General features: G+C 45.9%; 20 protein-coding genes and 1 riboswitch. Of the genes, 16 read left to right on the top strand and 4 right to left on the bottom strand.

The window, feature by feature from the left end; genetic code table 11:
- Positions 1 to 2: 2 nt before the first annotated feature.
- Positions 3 to 142, top strand: a riboswitch (SAM riboswitch).
- Between the two features lie 169 nt (positions 143 to 311).
- From metK to alaP, 3 genes are all read left to right on the top strand, one after another.
- Positions 312 to 1,514 carry a methionine adenosyltransferase gene (gene metK, locus L3V45_RS14295; protein WP_003152253.1) on the top strand — a complete coding sequence of 401 codons (1,203 nt, stop codon included), beginning with the start codon at positions 312 to 314 and terminating at the stop codon, positions 1,512 to 1,514.
- A 143-nt stretch (positions 1,515 to 1,657) separates the two neighbouring features.
- Entirely contained in the window at positions 1,658 to 3,556 is a 1,899-nt protein-coding gene (asnB, locus tag L3V45_RS14290) for an asparagine synthase (glutamine-hydrolyzing) (RefSeq protein ID WP_003152255.1), read from the top strand.
- A gap of 202 nt (positions 3,557 to 3,758) precedes the next feature.
- Positions 3,759 to 5,162 (top strand): alanine permease AlaP, encoded by a 1,404-nt coding sequence (alaP, locus tag L3V45_RS14285; protein WP_003152257.1) that lies wholly within the window; start codon positions 3,759 to 3,761, stop codon positions 5,160 to 5,162.
- 175 nt (positions 5,163 to 5,337) lie between these two features.
- On the opposite strand, the gene L3V45_RS14280 is transcribed toward alaP, so the two are convergent.
- Positions 5,338 to 5,853, bottom strand: coding sequence for a gamma carbonic anhydrase (locus L3V45_RS14280; protein WP_236837444.1), 516 nt, complete (start codon positions 5,851 to 5,853; stop codon positions 5,338 to 5,340).
- A gap of 46 nt (positions 5,854 to 5,899) precedes the next feature.
- On the opposite strand from L3V45_RS14280, the gene L3V45_RS14275 reads away from it, so the two are divergent.
- From L3V45_RS14275 to L3V45_RS14265, 3 genes are all read left to right on the top strand, one after another.
- Entirely contained in the window at positions 5,900 to 6,679 is a 780-nt protein-coding gene (locus L3V45_RS14275; protein WP_003152261.1) for an alpha/beta hydrolase, read from the top strand.
- Positions 6,680 to 6,699: 20 nt separating this feature from the next.
- Positions 6,700 to 7,779, top strand: a complete 1,080-nt coding sequence (locus L3V45_RS14270) for a tetraprenyl-beta-curcumene synthase family protein (protein ID WP_003152263.1) — start codon at positions 6,700 to 6,702, stop codon at positions 7,777 to 7,779.
- 105 nt (positions 7,780 to 7,884) lie between these two features.
- Positions 7,885 to 8,694 carry a glycerophosphodiester phosphodiesterase family protein gene (locus L3V45_RS14265; protein WP_236837043.1) on the top strand — a complete coding sequence of 270 codons (810 nt, stop codon included), beginning with the start codon at positions 7,885 to 7,887 and terminating at the stop codon, positions 8,692 to 8,694.
- Positions 8,695 to 8,711: 17 nt separating this feature from the next.
- On the opposite strand, the gene L3V45_RS14260 is transcribed toward L3V45_RS14265, so the two are convergent.
- The 3 genes from L3V45_RS14260 to L3V45_RS14250 form a co-directional block, all read right to left on the bottom strand.
- Complete coding sequence (locus tag L3V45_RS14260) at positions 8,712 to 8,906, bottom strand: hypothetical protein (protein WP_003152265.1); 195 nt, start codon at positions 8,904 to 8,906, stop codon at positions 8,712 to 8,714.
- A gap of 122 nt (positions 8,907 to 9,028) precedes the next feature.
- Positions 9,029 to 9,610 carry a tRNA 5-(aminomethyl)-2-thiouridylate-methyltransferase MnmM gene (locus L3V45_RS14255; protein ID WP_014305624.1) on the bottom strand — a complete coding sequence of 194 codons (582 nt, stop codon included), beginning with the start codon at positions 9,608 to 9,610 and terminating at the stop codon, positions 9,029 to 9,031.
- Positions 9,607 to 10,575: a tRNA modification radical SAM protein MnmL/YtqA gene (locus L3V45_RS14250; RefSeq protein ID WP_003152268.1), complete on the bottom strand. Its 969-nt coding sequence runs from the start codon at positions 10,573 to 10,575 to the stop codon at positions 9,607 to 9,609. The genes L3V45_RS14255 and L3V45_RS14250 overlap by 4 nt, the downstream gene beginning before the upstream one ends.
- A gap of 237 nt (positions 10,576 to 10,812) precedes the next feature.
- Between L3V45_RS14250 and L3V45_RS14245 the strand changes: the two genes are divergently transcribed.
- The 10 genes from L3V45_RS14245 (at position 10,813) to L3V45_RS14195 (ending at position 19,458) form a co-directional block, all read left to right on the top strand.
- A complete protein-coding gene (locus L3V45_RS14245; protein WP_003152272.1) occupies positions 10,813 to 11,085 on the top strand; it encodes a YtzC family protein in 273 nt (90 codons plus the stop codon).
- Positions 11,086 to 11,431: 346 nt separating this feature from the next.
- A complete protein-coding gene (gene ytrA, locus L3V45_RS14235) occupies positions 11,432 to 11,824 on the top strand; it encodes a GntR family transcriptional regulator YtrA (RefSeq protein WP_003152275.1) in 393 nt (130 codons plus the stop codon).
- A complete protein-coding gene (locus L3V45_RS14230) occupies positions 11,817 to 12,695 on the top strand; it encodes an ABC transporter ATP-binding protein (RefSeq protein ID WP_003152276.1) in 879 nt (292 codons plus the stop codon). Before ytrA ends, L3V45_RS14230 begins: the two co-directional genes overlap by 8 nt.
- Complete coding sequence (locus L3V45_RS14225; protein ID WP_014305621.1) at positions 12,689 to 13,669, top strand: ABC transporter permease subunit; 981 nt, start codon at positions 12,689 to 12,691, stop codon at positions 13,667 to 13,669. Before L3V45_RS14230 ends, L3V45_RS14225 begins: the two co-directional genes overlap by 7 nt.
- Before the next feature lie 15 nt (positions 13,670 to 13,684).
- Positions 13,685 to 14,671 carry an ABC transporter permease gene (locus tag L3V45_RS14220; RefSeq protein WP_014305620.1) on the top strand — a complete coding sequence of 329 codons (987 nt, stop codon included), beginning with the start codon at positions 13,685 to 13,687 and terminating at the stop codon, positions 14,669 to 14,671.
- 36 nt (positions 14,672 to 14,707) lie between these two features.
- Positions 14,708 to 15,691, top strand: coding sequence for a hypothetical protein (locus L3V45_RS14215; protein ID WP_014305619.1), 984 nt, complete (start codon positions 14,708 to 14,710; stop codon positions 15,689 to 15,691).
- A gap of 15 nt (positions 15,692 to 15,706) precedes the next feature.
- Positions 15,707 to 16,402, top strand: coding sequence for an ABC transporter ATP-binding protein (locus tag L3V45_RS14210; protein WP_003152281.1), 696 nt, complete (start codon positions 15,707 to 15,709; stop codon positions 16,400 to 16,402).
- Complete coding sequence (locus L3V45_RS14205; protein WP_003152283.1) at positions 16,392 to 17,702, top strand: ABC transporter permease; 1,311 nt, start codon at positions 16,392 to 16,394, stop codon at positions 17,700 to 17,702. The genes L3V45_RS14210 and L3V45_RS14205 overlap by 11 nt, the downstream gene beginning before the upstream one ends.
- A 63-nt stretch (positions 17,703 to 17,765) precedes the next feature.
- Positions 17,766 to 18,461: a response regulator transcription factor gene (locus L3V45_RS14200; RefSeq protein ID WP_014305616.1), complete on the top strand. Its 696-nt coding sequence runs from the start codon at positions 17,766 to 17,768 to the stop codon at positions 18,459 to 18,461.
- A complete protein-coding gene (locus L3V45_RS14195; RefSeq protein ID WP_052586453.1) occupies positions 18,454 to 19,458 on the top strand; it encodes a sensor histidine kinase in 1,005 nt (334 codons plus the stop codon). The genes L3V45_RS14200 and L3V45_RS14195 overlap by 8 nt, the downstream gene beginning before the upstream one ends.
- The last annotated feature ends 68 nt before the right edge of the window (positions 19,459 to 19,526 follow it).

Here is a 19,526-nt window from a genome sequence, read left to right as displayed (position 1 = left end):
TACTCTTATCCCGAGCTGGCGGAGGGACAGGCCCGATGAAGCCCAGCAACCGGTTTCTCTGTAAAAAAGCAGGTGAAAACACTGTGGGAAACCAAGGTGCTAACCTGATGCAAGGTTTAATATTTTCCTTGAGCGATAAGAGTGAAAGGCACACAGACCAAACCCTTTCCTCGAGTGGAAAAGGTTTTTTTATTTCATAAAATATGCCAATTAACATTCTCTGATATAGTATGACATTGTATTAAGAGGGAGCGAGTTCCGTATCATATGAGAAGGTCTTGCAAAAGATCTTTTTTCAGGAGGAAAAGTGAATGAGTAAAAACCGTCGACTATTTACATCTGAATCTGTTACTGAGGGTCATCCGGACAAAATCTGTGACCAAATTTCTGACAGTATCTTAGATGAGATTTTAAAAAATGACCCGAACGCGCGCGTGGCCTGCGAAACATCTGTAACGACAGGACTTGTGCTGGTAAGCGGAGAGATTACTACGTCAACATACGTTGACATTCCGAAAACAGTCCGTGAAACGATTAAAGAAATCGGCTACACACGCGCCAAATACGGATTTGATGCGGAGACTTGCGCTGTTTTAACATCAATTGATGAACAGTCTGCGGATATCGCAATGGGTGTCGATCAGGCACTTGAAGCGCGTGAAGGCACAATGAGCGATGCTGAAATCGAAGCAATCGGAGCGGGAGACCAAGGCCTGATGTTTGGTTATGCGTGTAACGAAACGAAAGAGCTTATGCCGCTTCCGATCTCTTTGGCGCATAAACTAGCCCGCCGTTTGAGCGAAGTCCGCAAAGAAGACATTCTTCCGTACCTTCGCCCTGACGGCAAAACGCAAGTTACCGTTGAATATGATGAAAACAACAAGCCGGTCCGCATCGACGCGATCGTTATTTCAACTCAGCACCACCCGGAAATTACGCTTGAGCAGATTCAGCGCAATCTGAAAGAGCATGTCATTAACCCTGTCGTGCCTGAGGAACTGATCGATGAAGAAACAAAATACTTCATCAACCCTACGGGACGTTTCGTAATCGGCGGGCCTCAAGGTGATGCGGGTCTGACCGGCCGTAAAATCATCGTTGACACATACGGCGGATATGCACGTCACGGCGGCGGCGCATTCTCCGGTAAGGATGCGACGAAGGTAGACCGTTCTGCGGCATACGCTGCGAGATACGTAGCGAAAAACATCGTGGCAGCAGGTCTTGCTGATTCTTGTGAAGTGCAGCTTGCATACGCAATCGGCGTGGCACAGCCTGTTTCTATTTCCATCAATACATTTGATACTGGAAAAGCTTCTGAAGAAAAACTGATCGAAGTCGTACGGAATAACTTCGACCTGAGACCTGCCGGCATTATTAAAATGCTTGACCTGCGCCGCCCGATCTATAAGCAGACAGCTGCTTACGGCCACTTCGGACGGCATGATGTGGATCTTCCTTGGGAGCGTACTGACAAGGCGGATGCGCTTCGCAAAGAAGCACTAGGAGAATAATTTTATAGCCGCTTACTTAAGCGGCTTTCCCTTTTTGTAGATGCTGCCATGCTTATTTTTTACATAGCGTGAAACCAATGGCGTAACAAAGCGTCTATAAAAAGGGGGTCTAATTAGAAAATTACACTTATGGAGGCTATACTATGTGTGGATTTGTCGGTGTTTTTAATAAGCATCCATTAACTCAAACCGCAGATCAAGAAGAGCTAATCAAACAAATGAACCAAATGATCGTTCACCGCGGTCCTGACAGCGATGGGTATTATCATGACGAGCACGTCGGATTCGGCTTCAGACGGCTCAGTATTATTGACGTAGAAAACGGCGGACAGCCTTTATCATATGAAGACGAAAAATATTGGATCATTTTTAACGGCGAAATCTATAACTACATTGAATTGAGAGAAGAGCTTGAAGCGAAAGGCTACACTTTCAATACAGATTCCGATACCGAAGTGCTCCTTGCGACATACCGTCATTATAAAGAAGAAGCCGCTTCAAAGCTTCGCGGAATGTTTGCGTTTTTAATCTGGAACAAAGCTGACCGCGTCATGTACGGCGCGAGAGATCCGTTCGGAATTAAACCGCTGTATTACACAACCATCGGGGACAAAGTATATTTTGCATCTGAAAGAAAGAGTTTAATGGCCGCTCAAAACGGTATTGATCTTGATACAGCTTCTTTACAGCAATATATGTCTTTCCAATTCGTTCCTGAACCGAGCACGCTTGACGCTGAAGTGAAAAAAGTCGAACCGGGCAGCCAGTTTACGATCCGCCCGGAAGGCGACATCGCGTTTAAAACATATTTCAAAGCGAACTTCAAGCCTGTTCAGTCTGATGAAGATAAATTGGTGAAAGAAGTCAGAGACGCAATCTTTGACTCTGTCAAAGTTCACATGAGAAGTGACGTTCCTGTCGGTTCGTTTCTATCCGGCGGTATCGACTCTTCTTTTATCGTTTCAGTTGCGAAAGAATTTCACCCGAGCCTTAAAACATTTTCCGTCGGTTTTGAGCAGCAGGGCTTCAGTGAGGTTGACGTAGCGAAGGAAACGGCTGCCGCGCTTGGTATTGAAAATATCAGCAAAGTCATTTCTCCTGAGGAGTATATGAACGAGCTTCCGAAAATCGTCTGGCACTTTGATGACCCGCTTGCAGATCCGGCGGCGATTCCTTTGTACTTTGTCGCGAAAGAAGCGAAAAAGCATGTAACGGTCGCGTTATCCGGGGAAGGCGCGGACGAGCTGTTCGGCGGGTACAATATTTACCGCGAACCGCTTTCGCTTAAACCGTTTGAACGCATTCCGTCCGGTCTGAAAAAAATGCTTCTTCATGTGGCGTCCGTCATGCCTGAAGGAATGAGAGGGAAAAGCCTCTTAGTCCGCGGCTGCACACCGCTTGAGGAGCGCTATATCGGTAATGCGAAGATTTTTGAAGAGCCCGTGAAAAAACAGCTGCTCAAACATTACAATCCAGAGCTTTCATACCGTGATGTCACGAAGCCGTACTTTACGGAAAGCCGTTCATACAGCGACATTAATAAAATGCAGTATGTTGACATCCATACGTGGATGCGCGGCGACATCCTGTTAAAGGCTGACAAAATGACGATGGCCAACTCATTGGAACTGCGCGTGCCGTTCCTTGATAAAGTCGTGTTTGACGTAGCTTCAAAAATTCCGGATGAATTGAAAACGAAAAACGGCACGACGAAATACCTTCTGCGCAAAGCTGCTGAAGGGGTAGTGCCTGATCATGTGCTTAACCGCAAAAAACTCGGCTTCCCTGTGCCGATCCGCCACTGGCTGAAAAATGAAATGAACGAATGGGTTCGCAACATCATTCGCGAAAGTGAAACAGACGCTTATATTGAAAAGGATTATGTCCTTCAGCTTCTGGAAGATCATTGTGCCGACAGAGCGGACAACAGCCGCAAAATCTGGACCGTGCTGATCTTCATGATCTGGCACAGCATCAATGTCGAAAAAAGACTGGTGCCGGAAGAGCTGAATCATCAGCCGAAAGAAGTCATTTTCGTTTAATCCAAAAGGCTTTCGAGTTATCGAAAGCCTTTTTTCTATTGTTTTTTGTAAACCGTCTATTCCGCTCTGTTTTCGACAAAGTATTACGCAATATTCAGAAAAAGGTTATAATAGGACTAATCGGGTAGATTCCTGAAAAAGTTTTCTGGCTATTTCGTCTCGGTTTGTTGTTTCTTTGTCAAAATCAGGGGGAGGGAGAGTTATGCAAAACAAAGAAAAAACGCTTCACCGCGGCTTGGAAGAGCGGCATATCTCGCTTATGTCGTTGGGCGCCGCGATTGGAGTCGGGCTGTTTCTCGGGTCTGCTTCTGCCATAAAGCTTGCCGGGCCGGGGATTTTAGCCGCTTACGCCTGCAGCGGACTGATTATGTTTTTTATTATGCGGGCATTGGGGGAAATGGCGATTCAAAAGCCTGTAGCCGGTTCATTCAGCCGGTATGCCAGAGATTATATCGGCCCGCTTGCCGGGTTTTTAACAGGCTGGAATTATTGGTTTTTATGGGTCGTTACCTGCATGGCGGAAATCACCGCGGTCGGCATTTATATGGGCTACTGGTTCCCTGACGTGCCGTCATGGATCTGGGCGCTTTGTGCACTCGTCATTATGACGGCTGTCAACTTTCTGGCGGTCAAAGCGTACGGTGAGCTTGAATTCTGGTTTGCGCTCATTAAAGTCTTGGCGATTCTGTCAATGATCGCGATCGGTCTGGTGATGATCGTATTCGGTCTCGGAAACGGAGGCGTTGCGCTCGGAATCAGCAATTTATGGAGCCACGGCGGCTTTTTCCCGAATGGGATTAAAGGGGTGCTGCTGTCGCTTCAGATGGTCATGTTTGCTTATCTCGGGATTGAGCTGATCGGTGTCACAGCCGGTGAGGTCAAAAATCCGGAAAAATCACTGGCGCGGGCCATAGATACTGTTTTTTGGCGCATTCTCATTTTTTACGTCGGAGCTTTGTTTGTCATTATGTCAATTTATCCGTGGCAGGAAATCGGTTCAGGCGGAAGCCCGTTTGTTTTGACATTTGAAAAAATCGGAATACCCGCTGCAGCCGGAATCATTAATTTTGTCGTATTGACGGCGGCTCTTTCTTCCTGCAACAGCGGGATCTTCAGCACGGGGCGTATGCTGTTCAATCTGGCGGAGCAAAATGAAGCGCCTAAAGCATACGGTACGGTCACAAAAGGCGGTGTGCCGGGAAAAGCGGTATTGGTTTCAGCGGGTGCGTTATGCATCGGCGTTTTGCTGAACTACGTGGTGCCGGCGAAAGTGTTTACGTGGGTGACGAGCATTGCGACGTTCGGAGCAATTTGGACATGGTCGATTATTTTGCTTTCCCAAATGAAATACCGTAAAAGCTTACAGCCGGAAGAACGGAAAAAACTCAAATATAAAATGCCTTTATACCCCTTTTCCTCATATATCTCGCTGGCATTTCTGGCTTTTGTCGTTGTGCTGATGGCTTTTGATGCAGAGACCAGGGTGGCCGTCATCATCGGTCCTGTCTGGTTCGGCATATTATTAGCCGCCTATTACGGCAAAGGTTTCCATAAAAGAAAAGACATAGATCTGGAAAACGGACAGACATTCGCCGAAAAAGCGTAAAAAAAGAGCCCGCTGAAATGGGCTCTTTTTTCATAGGATCGGGTAAAAGGGGGAAGAATAAAACAAATTCCTGAACATTTTGCTTCTGTTTCCTGACAATCGGGAGAATGCAAATGGTTTTTACTTAAATAATATTTTGAAAAATGGTACAGTAGTAAAACAAAGCTGATCTTTTTTATTTCTCTTGCATTGTTTTATAGTATCGGCCTTTTTCAACATATTTCGTTCTGATTCTTTCCATGTCCCGTATGTCTTCTTCTGTCAGCCGGCGGATAACCTTTGCGGGCCGGCCGAACGCAAGACAGCCGGGAGGAATGGTTTTGCCCGGAGGAACGAGACTTCCGGCGCCGATAAACGCGCCTTCTCCGATTTCCGCCCCGTCAAGAATGACGGAGCCCATACCGATTAAAGCATTCTTTCTGATGATTGCGCTGTGCAGTGTAACCTGATGGCCAATCGTGACGTCATCTTCAATAAGAAGCGGGCGGTTCGGGCTTTGATGCAGACAGCTCAAGTCTTGTATGCTGACTCTTTTTCCGATCCTTGTCGGCGCAACATCCCCCCGGATGACTGCCGAGAACCAAATGCTCGATTGTTCTCCGATCACGACGTCGCCCGTTATGACGGCGTTATCCGCAATGAACGCTTCAGGATGTACGTCAGGCGTAAATTGTTTATAAGGGTAGATTATCATGTCTCATCCTTCTTTCTCTAAATTTATGTAAGAGGTGAACTGCATGTGGACTTGGAAAGCAGACAGGCCCGTCGGTACCATTGTCATTATCCACGGGGCGAGCGAATACCACGGGCGTTATAAATGGCTCGTTGAAATGTGGAGATCTTCCGGATATAACGTGGTGATGGGCGATTTGCCCGGTCAGGGAACGTCGACCCGCGCCCGAGGGCATATTCGCTCTTTCCAAGAATACATTGATGAAGTAGATATATGGATTGATAAAGCGAGAACGCTTGAAGCGCCCGTTTTCCTTTTGGGCCACAGCATGGGCGGACTGATTGCGATAGAATGGTTTAAGCAGCAGAGAAATCCCCGCATTACGGCACTCATTTTATCATCACCTTGTCTGGGTCTGCAAATAAAAGTCAATAAAGTCCTTGATTTTGCGTCTAAAGGACTGAACGTCCTCGCTCCGTCCCTCAGAGTGGATTCCGGCTTATCACCTGATATGGCAACGAGGAATGCGGATATGATTGAAGCGGATCAAAACGATTCTTTATATGTCACGAAGGTATCCGTAAGATGGTACAGAGAGCTTTTAAAAACCATTGATGCCGCTATGGTGCCGACTGATGCGTTTTTAAAGGTGCCGCTTTTGCTTATGCAGGGCGGTGATGACAAAATCGTCGATAAAATGAAAGTCCGCAAATGGTTTTCCGGTGTGGCTTCCCATAATAAATCGTACCGGGAATGGGAAGGGCTTTATCATGAAATATTTAATGAACCTGAAAGAGAAACTGTGTTTAAGGCGGCAAAAGCCTTTACAGATCAGTATATTTGAATTCGCTGGGGGTGCATATGTTGACAGTACCGGAACATCCTTTTAACCTTATGGCAAAAGTGTATCGGGAAATTTTTCCGCTCGTTCATCAGGAATTGAACATGTGGCGGGAAAAATCAGATTCCATTAAAAATACCGAACTGCGGCAGCAGGCGGCCGCAAGTATCCGCGATAAGTCGTTTCATTGTGAAGGAGGCGGCATTTTAGCCCTGCTTTCGGGAGAGCAGAAACAGAAATGCGTGCAATTTATCATCGCGTATCAGACAATCAGTGATTATCTGGACAATCTGTGCGACCGCAGCACCTCGCTTGATCCGGAGGACTTCCGCATGCTTCATCTTTCCATGCGTGACGCGCTGACGGTCGGTGCCGAGGTGCGGCCGTACTATCAGTACAGAGAGGAGCGGGATGACGGCGGTTATCTTCATGAGCTGGTCAGAACATGCCAGCGGGTGCTCGGGTCAATAGAACATTACGGTATCATTAAACCTTATTTGCTTGAGCTGTGTGATTACTATTGCGATCTTCAGGTTCATAAGCATGTCGTTGAGCATGAACGCGTTCCGAGGCTTAAAGCCTGGTTTGAGCAGTACCGGTCACAGCTTCCGGAAATGGAGTGGTTTGAGTTCTCGGCCTGCGCCGGATCGACGTTAGGCATTTTCTGTCTCGTTGCTTACTCATTTCAGCCTGATTTTAACGAACATACCGCTGAGAAAATCCGCAGCAGTTATTTTCCGTACATACAAGGGCTGCACATACTGCTCGATTATTTAATTGACCAGGAAGAGGATCTGCTTGAAGGCGATCTGAATTTCTGTACGTATTATCAGTCTCATGAAGAAATGATGCAGAGACTGCAGCATTTTATTGAAAAAGCGGATGAACATTTGCAAGGCATTCCGCATGAAAATTTTCACCGGCTGATCAACAGGGGGCTGCTCGGCGTCTATTTATCCGATGACAAAGTCGCCGGCCAAAAAGAAATGGGCCGCCTCGCGCGAAAGCTGATCAGGGCAAGCGGAAAAACGTCATTTTTCTTTTATATCAACGGAAGAGCCTACCGCAAATTTCAGAAGATGGCTTGGACGAAAAGTTCGTAATGGGTGAACTGCGCCTCTCGTGTACATCATGACGGCGCAGTTTTTTATTTATGATGTGAAGAATGAAACATTGTGTGCGCCTGCAGAATATGATACTTTAATTTTATGAAAAAATTAAAGTATTTAGCGGTCATAGCATTACTTTCCATTTCCGGAGGCTGCTCCGTCACCCATGCTTCCGCCGGCTATCATCCTGTCTTGATAGCGCACAGGGGCTCTTCTGCGATTGAGCCGGAACATACCGCTTTGTCTTATGCACGTGCGATTAAAGACAAAGCAGATTATATTGAGATAGACTTACGGGAGACGAAGGACGGCCGTCTGATTGCAATTCACGATAAAACGGTAGATCGGACAACAGATGGTAAAGGGATGACAGATGATCTGTCTTTGGCTCAGATTAAGAAACTGAATGCGGGAAAAGGAGAAAAGATTTTAACATTAGAAGAAATCATACAGAAATTCGGACAAACTGCCAATTACTATATTGAGACAAGAGAAAGCAACGGCAGCCTGGTGATGGAAAAGAAACTGATTGACATATTACAAAAACATAAGCTGATTTCCGGCCATAAAGCAGTCATTGAGTCTTTTAGCGGGAAGAGCTTAAAGAAAGTTCGTTCTATGAATAAAAAAGTTCCTCTTGTTCGATTATTAAAAGATAACGAGGCTGAGGAGATAAATGATAAGCAGCTGCAAACCATCAGAACGTATGCTGATACAGTCGGGATCAACGCCAAATTGGCAAATGAAGCAGTCGTGAAGCGCATTCATCACAATAAGATGAAAGTGCACGTGTTTTTTGATAAGGAAGACGAGCATACGCTGACGCCTATTATGCTGAAACAAAAAGCAGATGGTGTCTTTACGAACAATCCCGCTTATACACGCAGCGTGCTGCAAAACAGTGAATAAAAAGAGACATGCGCATTTTACGCTGTCTCTTTTTTTAACGGTTTCTTTTTTGCCGCAAGGTGCATTGCGAATTTGCCGATCAGCCCGATGACAAAAAATGCAGCAAACCACCAGTAATAGGTTTTCGCGAACTCAAATCCTAAATGTCTTGATAAAATGATGACAAACATTACATAGGGAACACTTGAAAATATGATGCGAAGAATATTCAAACTGCCGCTCCTCTCAGATGTTACGCTTAAAAGATGAACTTTTTTCCATTTTTTCATAGTAATTGATTTTTCTTGAAAAGTAAACACAAAAAGAATCGGCCCGCTTATGACGGGCCGATTCTTTATTTGCCGGCAGATTTCTTTTCAATCGCTATAATAAACGGCGGGTCGTTTTGCTGGTTGAGAAAGCCGTAGCTCAGCACGCGGGCTTTTTCCTGATCAAGATTGCTGCAGTATTCCAGTAATGCACTTTTTTCCGTCTTGCCTTCAGGATGCCCGTGGTACACAACGAGAACGATCAGCCCGTTCTCCTTCAGCAGTTCAAGGAGCTGTTCGATCGCGGAAATGGTTGAGCGGCCGTTTGTCGTAATGCTTTTATCGCCGCCTGGCAGATAGCCGAGATTAAAGACGGCGCAAGCCACACGACCGTGCGCATCTTCAGGCAGCGATGCCTTTATTTGATCATGGCTTTTATGGTGAAGCGTGACGCGCGGGCCGAAGTCGGCACCGAGCCGCTCCTTCGTTTTAGCGAGTGCGTCCGCTTGAATATCAAAGGCATGGACATGTCCTGTCTCACCGACAAGGCCGGCCAGAAAATATGTATCATGTCCGTTGCCCATCGTCGCGTCAACCGTGATATCACCTTCCTGTGCGGCGGACTTCAGCAATTCTTTACTGAAAGGGAGGATGTGCATCAAGGTCATAGGGCGGTCTCCTCCCCGGTCTTTCTGAAGAGCTTTCCTTGATAGCTTCCCCGTGTTTCCAGCTCTTTTTGAATGGCGCCCAGTACTTCCCACTTATTGACGCTCCACATCGGCCCGACCATTAATTCGATCGGCCCGTCTCCCGTAATGCGGTGAACGATCATTTCCGGGGGAATGATTTCGAGCTGATCACATACAAGACTTACATATTCTTCTTGAGAAAGGAACTCCAGCTTTCCTTTTTCATATTGCTTCACCATCGGTGTGCCTTTTAATAAGTGAAGCAGGTGAATTTTAATGCCTTGCACATCCAAATCAGCGACGGCTTTGGCCGTCTCCATCATCATGTCCCTGTTTTCAAGCGGAAGCCCGTTAATGATATGGGAACAAACGCGGATGCCGTGTTTTCTCAGTTTATTGACACCCTCAACATAGCAGTCAAAATCATGGGCGCGGTTGATCAGGAGTGCGGTCCGTTCATGCACGGTCTGCAGCCCGAGTTCAACCCACAAATAGGTCCGCTCATTCAGTTCTGCCAAATATTCCACGACATCGTCCGGCAGGCAGTCCGGACGGGTCGCGATAGACATGCCGACAACGCCGTCAAGCTTGAGGACGGATTCAAATTTTTCACGCAGCTCCTCTACCGGGGCATGCGTATTCGTGAACGCCTGGAAATATGCGATATATTTGCCGTCTTTCCACTTTTCGTGCATACGGTTTTTGATATCGTGAAATTGCGTGAGTAAGTCATCGGCCCGGTTGCCGGCAAAATCGCCGGAGCCCGCCGCGCTGCAGAATGTGCAGCCGCCGTGTGCAACCGTGCCGTCCCGATTCGGGCAGTCAAAACCGCCGTCAAGCGCGACTTTAAACACTTTATGCCCGAAATGCTCCCGCAGATGATAATTTAATGTATGGTACCGTTTTTCCGTATTTGAATAAGGAAAAGGGTTATTCTCGTTCAATGTTCAAAAAGCCTCCCTCACATCAGATGCATCCTAAAATTGTAGCATGAATGATGGGGGTTCACAATCTGAAAACAGGATGGGGCTTTCTTTTGTTTATTATGACTCCAGGCAGGATTCTCATTCTTTTAGCTAAAACGCGGAAAATTTGGTTCTCTTTCCTGCAACCTTCGGGTGTTATTATTTTTGGTCCGCTCAAACTAAGTTTGATTTCCCATTCACTGAGGAGGGGTTTCGTTGGCAACAAGACAATCAGTAGATGAACATCTCCAAAGAAGCGAACAGGCGTATGAATTTGCGAATGAGCAATTTATGACCGCTTCAAAACAAGAGCATTATAATGATAATGAGTACAGTGAAGCGCAAATGATGCTTGAAAACGCGGTGAATGAATTAAACAAGCTGTCATTATCTGCGAATGATCAGCAAAGAGAGCAGCTTTACCGAATGAGATTGCAGTTGCAGACCTTGCAAAACAACATGATTTTGCAGCGTAATTTTGATTACTGACCGCGCCGTTTCAAATGGTTCAGCAAACCTGCCGGAATCCCGGCGGGTTTTTTTGTATTTCTTTTAAAAAAGAATTGACAATAGGCCTGAGTGTGTTTATTGTATTACGTGTACTACTTGATGTAATACACATAAAACACTCAAAAAATGAATCGACATATAAATGTTAAGCATAGGGAAGGGGAACTTTCATGAAAAACAAAAGATCCGTAAAACAAGATGTGCCTCTTATTATCGCCGCTTCGGTTTTAGCCAGCAGTCTGTTTGTCGTTCTTGTCGTCATCGGTTTTCAATGGCAGAACATTTAAAGAAAGAGAGCAGCTCGTAAAAGAAAGAAGGGAAGTAAATGATTCAAATCGATCCGAGAAGCTCAACTCCGATTTATGAGCAGATCATACAGCAATTGAAAGAGCTTTGTTTAAAAGGGATCATGAAGCCGGGGGATAAACTTCCTTCTGTCAGGGAATTGGCAACGATTATTATCGCCAATCCGAACACAGTCAGCAAAGCGTACAAGGAGCTCGAACGCGATGGTGTCATTGAAACGCTGAGGGGAAGAGGAACGTATATATCGGAGAATGCAAAAACGACATTGGTTGAAGGGAAGATGACGATGATAAAAGAGCAATTGAAACAGCTCATCATCGATGCCCATTACGCGGGAGTTGAGCTGGAGAAGCTGCAGGAATGGATAAAGGAAATCAGCGCTGATGTGAAAGGAGGCAAGGATCATGATTGAATTGCGGAATCTCTCAAAAACGATAGACGGTAAAGAAGTGCTCAAAGATATTTCGCTCACCATCGGAAAAGGTGAAATTTTCGGGCTGCTCGGGCGGAACGGATCAGGGAAAACAACACTGCTCCGGCTCATTCAGCAGATTCTGCTGCCGGATCAAGGGACGGTTTTATTTAATCAGGTGGAAATAAAGCGTCATCCGAAAGTCAAACAGAACATTATTTATATGCCTGTTGAAAATCCTTTTTATGACAAGTATACATATAAACAGCTTGTTGCGATTGTAAGCAGAATCTATCCGAATTTTGATGTGACTTACGCCAATGAGCTGATGAACAGGTACGGCATTCCGGAAACGAAGAAATATCGTGAATTATCCACAGGCCTGAAAAAACAGCTTGCGCTCGTCCTTGCCTTTGCTTCACGCCCGGCTCTTATCCTTTTGGATGAACCGACGGACGGAATTGACGCCGTAACGCGTCATGACGTGCTTCAGCTTATGGTGGATGAAGTAGCTGAACGGGAAACGAGCATTCTGATTACCTCACACCGTTTAGAAGATATTGAGCGAATGTGCAACCGGATCGGGTTTTTGGAAGGAAACCAGCTGACGAATGTGATGGACTTGGATGATATGAAGGAAGAGTACATGAAAATTCAAATGGCATTTGAAGAGGACGTCGCCTTGAAGATCAGAGAACAAAATATACCGATTCTCGACCATGCCGGTGTGTTTTATACGGTGCTGATTCAAAAGAACGATGAGAAGAAAAAGAACTTTCTGCAAGAGCTGCAGCCGAAAGTATGGAACGAACTTCCTGTGAACTTAGAAGAAGTCTTCATCGCGAAGTTTGGAGGGAACCGGAGATGGTAGACAGGGGATTGCTGTACAGGGAATGGGTGCAGAATCGAACTGTTCTTGTGATGGTCGGCATTTTTTTAGCGGCGGTCAATCCATTTGAAGTGTTAAATACCTATCTGGTTTATCAAGGCTGTCTGGACACCCACGAAGCATATTGTAAGTTTTATGTGAATTCTTTGGATAGCGGAATGCTGAACTTAAACTGGGCGCCCGCTGTGATTTTGGCGGTTTGCTTATTCGGACTGGAACGTACGAAAGGAACGATTGATGCGCTTTTCAGTCTGCCTTATTCCCGCGCTCAGGTGTTCCACACTAAATTTTGGCTCGGAGCGGCGGTCATTACCGGCGCTCAGGTGATCGGCTACGGGCTGGCTGAGCTGCTCATTCTTCTGTTAAAGCCTGAGCGCGTATATTTCTTCCACCATTACAGCGTCGGAGAGATTATTGTGAGTGTTTTGGCTTTTACATTGGTTGCGAGCGCGGGCTGCTTAACGGGGAATACGTTCGCCCAACTGTTAACGGCGTTTGCCGTGTCGATAGCGCCTTACCTGATTATTACGTTGCCGCTGACAAATGCGGAAGTTATCTTCAGGGTCGGCATGAATGAGCTGATGCCATCAGTCAATGCTTACCTAAACGATTCGTTTCAATATCTGATTCCGATCATGTATGTTAATACGGACTGGGTATCTGCCAGCAAGTATATATTAATCATTCCGGCAGTGATGAGCATTGTATTTTATGCCATCGGGTACTTTTGCTATGTCAGGCAGCCGGTGGAACGGAACGGCCATTTTTTTCTCTGGAGACAGCTTGACCGGCCCATTCAGATTGTGGTGATCATCATCGCCGTTCTCGGTTTTGGCCTGGCGGGGTACTCGACGGGACATACGATGACAGGGTATGTGGCCGGGATGCTGGTCGGAGGAGCGATCGGATTTTTGGTCAGTTATTTTGTGATTTATAAAAAAACGAAGCATGTGTAAGAGAGGAGGACCGGAATGATACCGCGGGGATTGTTGTACACAGAATGGAAAAAAAATCAGTGGTTGTTTTTATGCAGCGGCATTCTTTTAATGGCGGCAAACCCTTTTATGGTTTATAACAACTACTCAACATATCAAGAATGTTTGAATAACCCAGCTCTTCAAGATTGTGAATTTGTTGTCAATTATACGAATGGGTCGCCTCTTTCCTTCAGCTGGGTTGTGAGTGTCATCATTGCTGTCTTCTTATTAGGCTTGGAACGGACAAAGGGAACGATGGATGCTTTGTTAAGCATGCCTTACAGCAGAGGCCAAATCTTTCAGACGAAATTCTGGCTCGGCGGGGCAGTCATTGTTGTTCCTCAGGCGATAGGCTATGGAGCGGCGTCATTGCTGATATCTTTGTTGAAACCGAGCCATACGTACGATTTTGATCATTTTTCAATCGGAATGATTGTCATCAGCTTTATGGCTTACGCCTTGTTAATGGCATCCGGAGCAATAACGGGACATTTATTCGCCCAGCTGTTAACGGCGTTTACCGTAACGGTTCTGCCTTTTTTACTCATCGGTCTGCCGGCCGCGAATTTGGAGGTCGTTTTCGATTTTAGTGTCGGAGATCAATTTTCTTTTATCAGCAGTTATATCGAATCCCGTCTTTTTATATTTATAACCCCTATTGGATATGTGTTTAACGACTGGATCAGAGAAAGAGATTTGATTTTAATCATTCCGATTGTGATGAGCCTTGTCTTTTATCTGATCGGTTACGTCAGCTTTCTGAAACATCCGAATGAACGGAACGGCAGATTCTTTCTTTGGAGAAAATTGGACCGGCCGGTGCAGATCTTGGTGATTGCCTTTGCCGTTATGGGTTTCGGCGTTTTCGGATATGGGGTCACAGACACGATGTTCGGCTATTTAGCCGGCATTATCTTCGGCGCGATTATCGGATTTTTCATCAGTTATTTTACGGTTTACAGGAAGTCAAAGCATATGTAGATCTGTTTGAGAATGAACAGTTTGGAGGAAAGCAAGGTGCCGATTAGCGGTTTGCTTTATAAAGAATGGAAGCAGCGGCAGACGCTGCTGCTGCTTACAGCGGGGTTCTTATCTATCTTAGGCCCTTTGGCAATTATAAATGAGTATTTTCACTATAAGGATTGTTTACGTGCACTTCAGCTGTACCCGGGGTCAGTTTGTACATTCAGCATCGATTACATCAATTATCGGAATTTGATTGGGCTTCATTTCATTCCGCCGGTTGTTATGGGGCTTTTTCTGATAAGAGCAGGCCGGGCTGAAAGGATGTTTACACTGAGTCTTCCGTATTCGAGAAGCCGGATATTTCATACGAAGTTTTTCTTGGGAGCAGCCGTGTTAGCCGGCTCACAGTTTGTTTCTTACGGAGTATCCGACATATTGTTCCTAGCGCTTAAACCTGACGCTGTCCATCATTTTCAATCATTCAGCGCAGGGATGCTGGTCATCAGCTTGATGATTTACGCATTAGTGACAGCTGCCGGCACGATAACGGGCAATTTAGCGGCGCAGCTGATCACAGCGTTCACGGTTTCCGTCTTTCCGATCGTGGTTATGACGATTTACCTGTTAAACGCTGAGTTCCTTTTTGGCAGGCAGGCTGTGCCGGATATTGATTTCCCTTGGAGCGGGTTTCTGATCTATTTCATGCCTGCCGCTTACATCCATACATCATGGATGTATTACATGAAACACGCATTGTTCATCTCCGCAATAATGGGATTTTGTTTCTATCTATTCGGCTATGTGAATTTCCTGAAAATGCCGAATGAACGAAGCGGACATTTTATCCTGAGCAAACACATTGAACGCATCATTCAAGTGCTCGTCATGTCGCTCAGTATGCTGGGAAGTGCGGGGGTATGCGGATATGCTTATAACCGTTCGTATACCGGCTACATATTCGGCATGCTCATCGGTGCGGTTATCGGGTTTTTCATTAATTATTACTTCATCTATAAAAAAACGAAACAGATATAAGGGGGAGTGGTGTACGTGATAGAGGTACAGCATATCGATCATTCATTTAAAATCGGCAGGAAAGGCAGAGAGAGTGAGGTTCCGGTACTGAAGGATGTCTCTTTGACCGTTGAAAAAGGGGAAATTGCCTGTATCGTCGGGCGGAGCGGTTCCGGAAAATCAACGCTTCTGAATTTAATTTCGGGATACATAGCGCCGACAAAGGGCCGTATCGTCATTAACGGCACTGATGTGACGGGTTTCAATGAAAAAGAGTGGGCGCAGTTCCGCCTCGGGCATTTCGGCTTTATTTTTCAAAGCTTTCAGCTCATTCCGAGTCTGACAACCTATGAAAATGTTGAAATGCCGCTTGCCTTAAAAGGCGTCAAACCGTCTGAACGCAAGCAGAAAGTCGCAGATATGCTGAAACGGGTCGGACTTGAGAATCATGCGAATCATTATCCGAATGAGCTGTCAGGCGGCCAGCAGCAGCGTGTCAGTATCGCAAGAGCCCTCATTTTAAATCCGTCAATTATTTTAGCCGATGAGCCGACGGGAAGCCTCGATTCAGAAACGGAACTTGAGGTGCTTGCATTAATTCAGCAGCTGAACCGGGAGCGCGGGATTACATTTGTCATCATTACGCATGACGATGAAGTCGCTTCGATCGCGCATTCAAAATTCCAGCTGCATGACGGTGTATTAAAAGGGGGCGTTACTGTTGAGATTTAAGGATCAGATTCACTTTATCAGAAGAAATATGAAGAAAAACCGGCTGCGTGTTTTCATGACGGTGCTGGCGACGACAATGGCGTGCGCGTTTTTAGTGGTGCTGGCTTCCGTCGGATTCGGCATCCAAAAAACGATTACAGACATTACGATGAGCCAGCAGATTGTTACGGAAATCAATGTGCTCGGCCAAGAAAACGGAAAAGCCGTGAAGAAATCAGACTTGGAAAAGTATAAAAATGTCAAGTCTGTCGTTGAGAGAACACAAGTGTATGAACCGAACAAAGCGTCATTGGGAAACCGAACAAATGAAGATTCAGCCATTGTGCTGACAAACATGAAAGATGAAGTCAAAGCCAATATGGAGCTTGATCAGGGAAGAGTCGCCCGTACAGAGAATGAAATCGTGGTCGGCTATGATTTTGCGAAGAACCTATTGACGAAAAAAGAGGCTGACGCTTACGACAAAGAGTTAAAGGATCACCAAGGCGACATGTCGGAGGTGAAAAAACCAAAAGGCTATACGAAAGACCTGCTTAATAAAACGATACAGCTGAGCATCTCCAAAACAAACAAAGACGGAGACGTTGAAAAAACGAAAACGTACGACTTCAAAGTAGTCGGAATTACAAAAAAACCGTCCCAAGATTGGATGGAGGATACAAATATTTTTGTGAGTGATCAATTCAAGAAAGACTTCTCGACATTCTTGGATCTGAAGAATGGAAATGCGGAAAAAAGCATCAATGTGTATGCGGACAAATTCGATCATGTCGATCAGCTTACTCATGACCTCACGGATGACGGCTTTTATGTCAGATCTGTCACAACCGAGCTGAAGGGCGTCAACACCTTTTTCCTCGTCTTTAAAATCGGTCTGATCTTTGTCGGCTTTATCGCCGTCGTGATTTCAGCCATCGGTATTTTCAATACGATGACGATGGCGGTGACGGAACGAACGCAGGAAATCGGGATTATGAAAGCGATCGGCGCAAGCCCGTCCATCATCCGCAGAATGTTCCTGATGGAAAGCGCCTATATCGGGATATTAGGTTCTGTCATCGGGATTATCATTTCTTACGGAGTGAGTTTTGCCGTCAATCTGGCTGTGCCGGTTATCTTGAAAGCGGTAGGGGGAAATACCGGAGCTGAAGATCTTCATTATACCTTCTCCTACATCCCGCTCAGCCTCGTTGTGATCGCAGTTGTCATTTGTGCGGGGGTCGCGGTGATTTCCGGTATGAATCCGGCCCGCAAAGCGACAAAAACCAACGTTCTGACCGCATTAAGAAGAGAACTGTAAAGGAAAAAAGCCGGCTGGACATCAGCCGGTTTTTCCTCTATCTATCAGAAAAGGGCGGATACCATGTTTCACATTTTGTTAATAGAAGATGATAACACTTTGTTTCACGAGATGAAGGAGAGATTAACGGGCTGGTCATTTGCGGTGCACGGAATAAAGGATTTCAGCCGGGTCATCCGGGAGTTTACCGAAATTAAGCCTGATTTGGTGATCATTGATGTACAGCTGCCGAAATTTGACGGCTTTCATTGGTGCAGAATGATACGCTCCCAATCAAACGTGCCGATTCTCTTTTTGTCCTCGCGCGATCATCCTGCGGATATGGTCATGTCGATGCAGCTCGGGGCAGATGATTTTATTCAGAAGCCTTTTCACTTTGATGTGTTAATCGCGAAAATACAGGCGGTGTTCCGCCGTGTGCACCAATACGGCACAGAACCGGCGCTGATGAAAAGATGGTGCGGGGCGGTCATTGACACAGAAACCAACACGGTCAGCCGTAAAAACGGTTCGGTCGAACTGACCAAAAACGAAATGCTGATCTTAAAACTGCTGGCTGAGCAGAAAAATAAAATCGTCAGCCGGGAAGAACTCATCAGAAGCCTATGGAATGATGAGCGTTTCGTCAGTGATAATACGCTGACGGTGAATGTCAACCGGCTGCGGAAAAAACTCGATCAATTAGGCATCGGGAAAATGATTGAAACCAAGGTGGGACAGGGATACATCGCAAAGGAAGAAGACGGTCTTTATGATTAAATCATTTCTGCTCGAAAGAAAAAGCTGGATCGCGATGTTTCTTTTGCAGCAGGCTGTGCTCCTTTTTGCGGCATATATTGATCCGTCTATTCCGTTTTTTTCGGTGCTGTATTTTGTTTACCTGTCGCTTCTTGTGTTTCTTGTATTTCTCTTGTTCCGCTATCGTAAAGAGACCGCCTATTATAAAAGCTTAAGAGAGTGGGACGCCAATTTAGACATGTCTTATCTTAAAGCGCCTGACAGTCCGTTTGAGTCTATCGTTGAAGAAAGCATTGAAGGGCAGACAGAGCAATTACGAAAAAGCTCACTTGATCTTCAGGCGGCGTCAGAGCATGAAAAGGATGATCTGATGTCATGGATTCACGAGGTCAAAACACCGCTGACAGCGATGCATCTCATGATCGAACGCCTTGATGAACAGCCGCTGAAAGCCCCTTTGCTGTATGAATGGCTGCGGATTCACCATCTCCTGGACCAGCAGCTTCATCAGAAACGATTGTCCTTTATTGAAAATGATTTATCATTCCAGCGCATTCAGCTCAGACCGCTCGTTTTCAAAGAAATTAAAAACCTGCAATCATGGTGCATACAAAAAGGGATCGGGTTTGACATTCAGCTTGATTCGCCGGACGTTCACAGTGACGGAAAATGGCTTTCCTTCATCATCAGGCAGCTGTTAAGCAATGCCGTCAAATACAGTGAAGCGGATGACATTACCGTAAAAAGCTATGAACAAAACGGCCGGGTGCATGTCGATATCGAAGACCGCGGCATCGGCATCGAGCCCAAAGATCTTCCGCGCATTTTTGAAAAAGGATTTACCTCGACGCGAATGAGGCGAGATCACGCGTCAACGGGGATGGGCCTGTATTTGGCTCGAAAAGCCGCGGCTCCGCTTCTCATCCAGATCAGCGTGCGCTCTGAGCCGGAAAGCGGCACGATTTTTACCTTGGTGTTTCCAAAACAGAACGATGCCGTCAGCATGTTCAGCGTGTGACAAAAGTGTCACATGCTTTTCTCTTTTGTTCGCTTAATCAAACGAAAAAAACGGCTTCTGTTTTTAAA

The organism is Bacillus sp. R45 (assembly GCF_021729365.1).
Classification (GTDB): Bacteria; Bacillota; Bacilli; order Bacillales; family Bacillaceae; genus Bacillus; species Bacillus velezensis.
This window is presented reverse-complemented; position numbering and strand designations above follow the sequence as displayed.

Excerpts from the sequence above, each read along its gene's own strand:
- alaP (WP_003152257.1), top strand. The coding sequence starts at position 3,759 with ATGCAAAACAAAGAAAAAACGCTTCACCGCGGCTTGGAAGAGCGGCAT.
- L3V45_RS14275 (WP_003152261.1), top strand. The coding sequence starts at position 5,900 with ATGTGGACTTGGAAAGCAGACAGGCCCGTCGGTACCATTGTCATTATC.
- metK (WP_003152253.1), top strand. The coding sequence starts at position 312 with ATGAGTAAAAACCGTCGACTATTTACATCTGAATCTGTTACTGAGGGT.
- L3V45_RS14255 (WP_014305624.1), bottom strand. The coding sequence starts at position 9,610 with ATGACCTTGATGCACATCCTCCCTTTCAGTAAAGAATTGCTGAAGTCC.
- L3V45_RS14220 (WP_014305620.1), top strand. The coding sequence starts at position 13,685 with ATGATACCGCGGGGATTGTTGTACACAGAATGGAAAAAAAATCAGTGG.
- L3V45_RS14200 (WP_014305616.1), top strand. The coding sequence starts at position 17,766 with ATGTTTCACATTTTGTTAATAGAAGATGATAACACTTTGTTTCACGAG.
- ytrA (WP_003152275.1), top strand. The coding sequence starts at position 11,432 with ATGATTCAAATCGATCCGAGAAGCTCAACTCCGATTTATGAGCAGATC.
- L3V45_RS14195 (WP_052586453.1), top strand. The coding sequence starts at position 18,454 with ATGATTAAATCATTTCTGCTCGAAAGAAAAAGCTGGATCGCGATGTTT.
- L3V45_RS14230 (WP_003152276.1), top strand. The coding sequence starts at position 11,817 with ATGATTGAATTGCGGAATCTCTCAAAAACGATAGACGGTAAAGAAGTG.
- L3V45_RS14225 (WP_014305621.1), top strand. The coding sequence starts at position 12,689 with ATGGTAGACAGGGGATTGCTGTACAGGGAATGGGTGCAGAATCGAACT.
- L3V45_RS14265 (WP_236837043.1), top strand. The coding sequence starts at position 7,885 with ATGAAAAAATTAAAGTATTTAGCGGTCATAGCATTACTTTCCATTTCC.
- asnB (WP_003152255.1), top strand. The coding sequence starts at position 1,658 with ATGTGTGGATTTGTCGGTGTTTTTAATAAGCATCCATTAACTCAAACC.